The 3,195-nt window shown below is 53.9% G+C and carries 2 protein-coding genes; both read left to right on the top strand.

Translation table 11 applies throughout. The features are described 5' to 3' along the window. On the top strand, positions 1-453 hold a 453-nt coding region (locus AAZR93_RS21495), incomplete at its 5' end, for a fimbrial protein (protein ID WP_434721033.1). A 106-nt stretch (positions 454-559) separates the two neighbouring features. Beyond that, positions 560-3,195: outer membrane usher protein (locus AAZR93_RS21490; protein WP_434721032.1), on the top strand; the 2,636-nt coding region annotated here is incomplete at its 3' end.

Below are 3,195 nucleotides of genomic sequence, written 5' to 3'. Positions count from 1 at the left end.
GCAGGTCACGGGCGAGTCAACATGCAAGGAGCCATTATCGATACAGCCTGCGCCATTGCGGTAGAAAGCCGTGATCAAGTCATTGATATGGACGTTATTCCGTTTGCAGATGTGTTACGAGACGGGCACGGGCGCAGTAAGCCGTTCTCCATTGCGCTGGTCAACTGTGTGCTTGAACGTCCAGGAAAACCGGATTGGCGTCAATTTCAAGTGACGTTTGATGGTGAGCGCGACGGGGATTATTTTGGGGTATATGGCGATGCGCGCGGTGTGGCATTGCGCATCATGGATGAATATGGAAACCACGCCTTGCCAGGGAAGGCACTGCCGCTGCGCGATGTTATCTTGGGCAACAAAATGCTGCACTACACCCTCACATTGATGCCCAATCAGCGTGCCCTGAAAGCCGGCGCATATTTTTCCACCATTCGATTTAAATTGGATTACTTTTAGCCGGGCTGATAGCCCCTTGCGATAGTGCCTGCGATTTTAAAGCAAGACAGATTATCACCAGATTATTCAGCTTGATAAGAATAACAATGATAGATAAGGATAAGGGATGACGTTGTCACCACAAACTCACATACCGCGCCGCCACGCGTTAGGCTTTTGCATTGCGGTGGCACTCGTACTGCCTTACGGGGCCTTCGGCGCCGATGAAATTCAATTTAACACCGATGTATTAGACGTTCATGACCGCCAAAATATTGATTTGAGCGTCTTTTCCCGCGGTGGGTATATCGTGCCAGGTACCTACGAGATGGTGATCCACGTGAACAAAGGGGAGTTGGCCGAACAACCGCTGGCGTTCTATGCCCCGGAGGATGACCCGAAGGGCAGTCAAGTGTGTTTAACCTTACCGATTGTTGAGCAAATAGGGTTTAAACCCAGCGAGCTCAAATCCGTGTCTTGGTGGCATGACGGCACGTGTTTAGCCGTCAGCAGTGTTGCGGGGATGGAGGTGAGCGCTGATTTGGCGACAAACAGTGTTTACCTCAGCGTTCCGCAAGCGTTTTTAGAGTACACCGCGGAAAATTGGGATCCGCCGTCGCGCTGGGATGAGGGTATTTCGGGCGTGATGTTTGACTATAACGTCAATGGACAAGCCCGTAACCAACTCAAAAATGGGGTGCGAGGGTATAACCTCAGCGGGAACGGCACCACCGGGATAAACTTGGGGGCGTGGCGCTTTCGAGCAGACTGGCAAGCAAATCTGAATCATTCCAACCAAGCCAATCAGGCCATCGAGCGGCAGTGGGATTTTTCCCGTTTTTATGCCTACCGAGCGATTGCTGCCTTGCGTTCCAAATTAACCTTAGGGGAGGATTATCTCACCTCCGGGCTGTTTGACAGCTTCCGGTTTATGGGGGCCAGTTTGGTGTCGGAGGACAGCATGTTACCCCCGAATTTGCGGGGCTATGCCCCTGAAATCTCAGGGGTCGCGAAGACTAACGCGGTCGTCAAAGTGAGCCAGCAAGGCCGGGTCTTGTATGAAAGCTCGGTGGCCGCGGGGCCCTTTCGTATTCAAGATTTGAGTGACGCGGTCAGCGGTGAGCTATTGGTTCGGGTGGAAGAACAAGATGGCAGCGTGCAAGAATTTACGGTTAACACGGCCAGCATTCCGTATCTCACCCGCCCAGGACAGGTACGCTTTAAAGTGGCCGCGGGTCGTCCCTCTGACTTTAAGCACCGAGTGCTTGGTGGGGTGTTTGGAACGGGGGAATTTTCGTGGGGGGTGAGTAACGGGTGGTCACTGTTCGGCGGGGCGTTGGGCAGCCAAGATTACAATGCCTTGGCGGTTGGGGTCGGTCGAGACCTGTTGGCCTTCGGGGCCTTATCCTTTGATATCACCCAATCCTTTGCCCGTTTACCGCACACCGATGGTACCCAAACTGGGCGTTCGTATCGCCTGAGCTACTCCAAAACGTTTGATGAAATTGACAGCCAAGTGACCTTTGCGGGGTACCGGTTCTCTGAACGGGAATTCATGAGCATGACAGAATACTTGGATGCCCGGCATTACGGCACCCAAGTGGGGCACGGCAAAGAGATGTACACCGTGTCATTTAATAAGCAGTTTCAGACGTTGGGACTCAGCGCCTACGTCAATTACAGCCACGAAACCTATTGGGATCGGCCGCAAAACGATCGCTATAGTTTGACGCTGTCGAAGTACTTTGATTTAGGCCAACTGCGCAATATTAGCTTGTCACTGTCTGCGTTTCGTAATGAATACAACAAGGTCAAAGACGATGGGGCTTATTTATCGGTGTCGATGCCGTTCGGGGCAAAATCGACAATGAGTTACAACATGTCGACCAATAATGCCGGCACCAGCCATCAAGCCAGTTACTTTGACCGGGTGGATGCGCATACCACGTACCAAGTGAGTGCGGGGCATGCCAGTGGCGGGGCGACGGCCAGTGCGTATGTGTCGCATGAGGCAGATGTGGCGCGCTTTAACGGTAACGTCTCCTACGTGCAAGGGCAGTACAGTGCCTTTGGCTTGTCTGCCCAAGGGGGATTAACGGTGACACCGGAAGGCGGTGCGTTCCACCGGGCGGGAAGCATGGGGGGCACCCGAATTTTGGTGGACACCATGGGGGTTGCGGATGTGCCCGTGCGTGGGTACGGAGAAACGAGTCCCACGAACCGATGGGGGAAAGCGGTGGTCAGTGACGTCAACAGTTATTACCGCAGTAAAGCCAGCATTGATTTAAACAAGTTAAATGACCGCACCGAGGCGTCCAAATCGGTGGTGCAAGCCACGCTCACGGAAGGGGCGATTGGGTATCGACAGTTTGATGTGGTGTCCGGCAGCAAAGGGATGGCGATTGTTAAATTGGCCAACGGTAACACGCCGCCGTTTGGTGCAGTAATTAAAAACTCGCGTCAGCAAGATGTGGGGATTGTTGGGGATGAGGGATTGGTGTACCTCAGCGGGATCCAACCGGGGGGCAGCATGACCGTGTCTTGGGGGGATAAGCAGTGCGTGCTGACCCTGCCGAGCCCGTTACCGACCGACCTGTTTGCCCAACAATTGCTGTTAGCCTGTCAAATGACGGACGCGGTTGTTGCTCACGAAGGGGCACCATCAACGTCGGTGATACCGACACCGGCCCCCATGGTGAATGTCGAGACGATGAGCGCGGTCTCTTCTGCCCCGGCGCGTGAAGCATCAACCTTGGGTTGGGG

This window comes from Providencia sp. Je.9.19 (assembly GCF_051129765.1).
Lineage (GTDB): Bacteria > Pseudomonadota > Gammaproteobacteria > Enterobacterales > Enterobacteriaceae > Providencia.
Note: the sequence above shows the minus strand (reverse complement) of the source record. Positions and strands in the feature narration are given on the sequence as shown.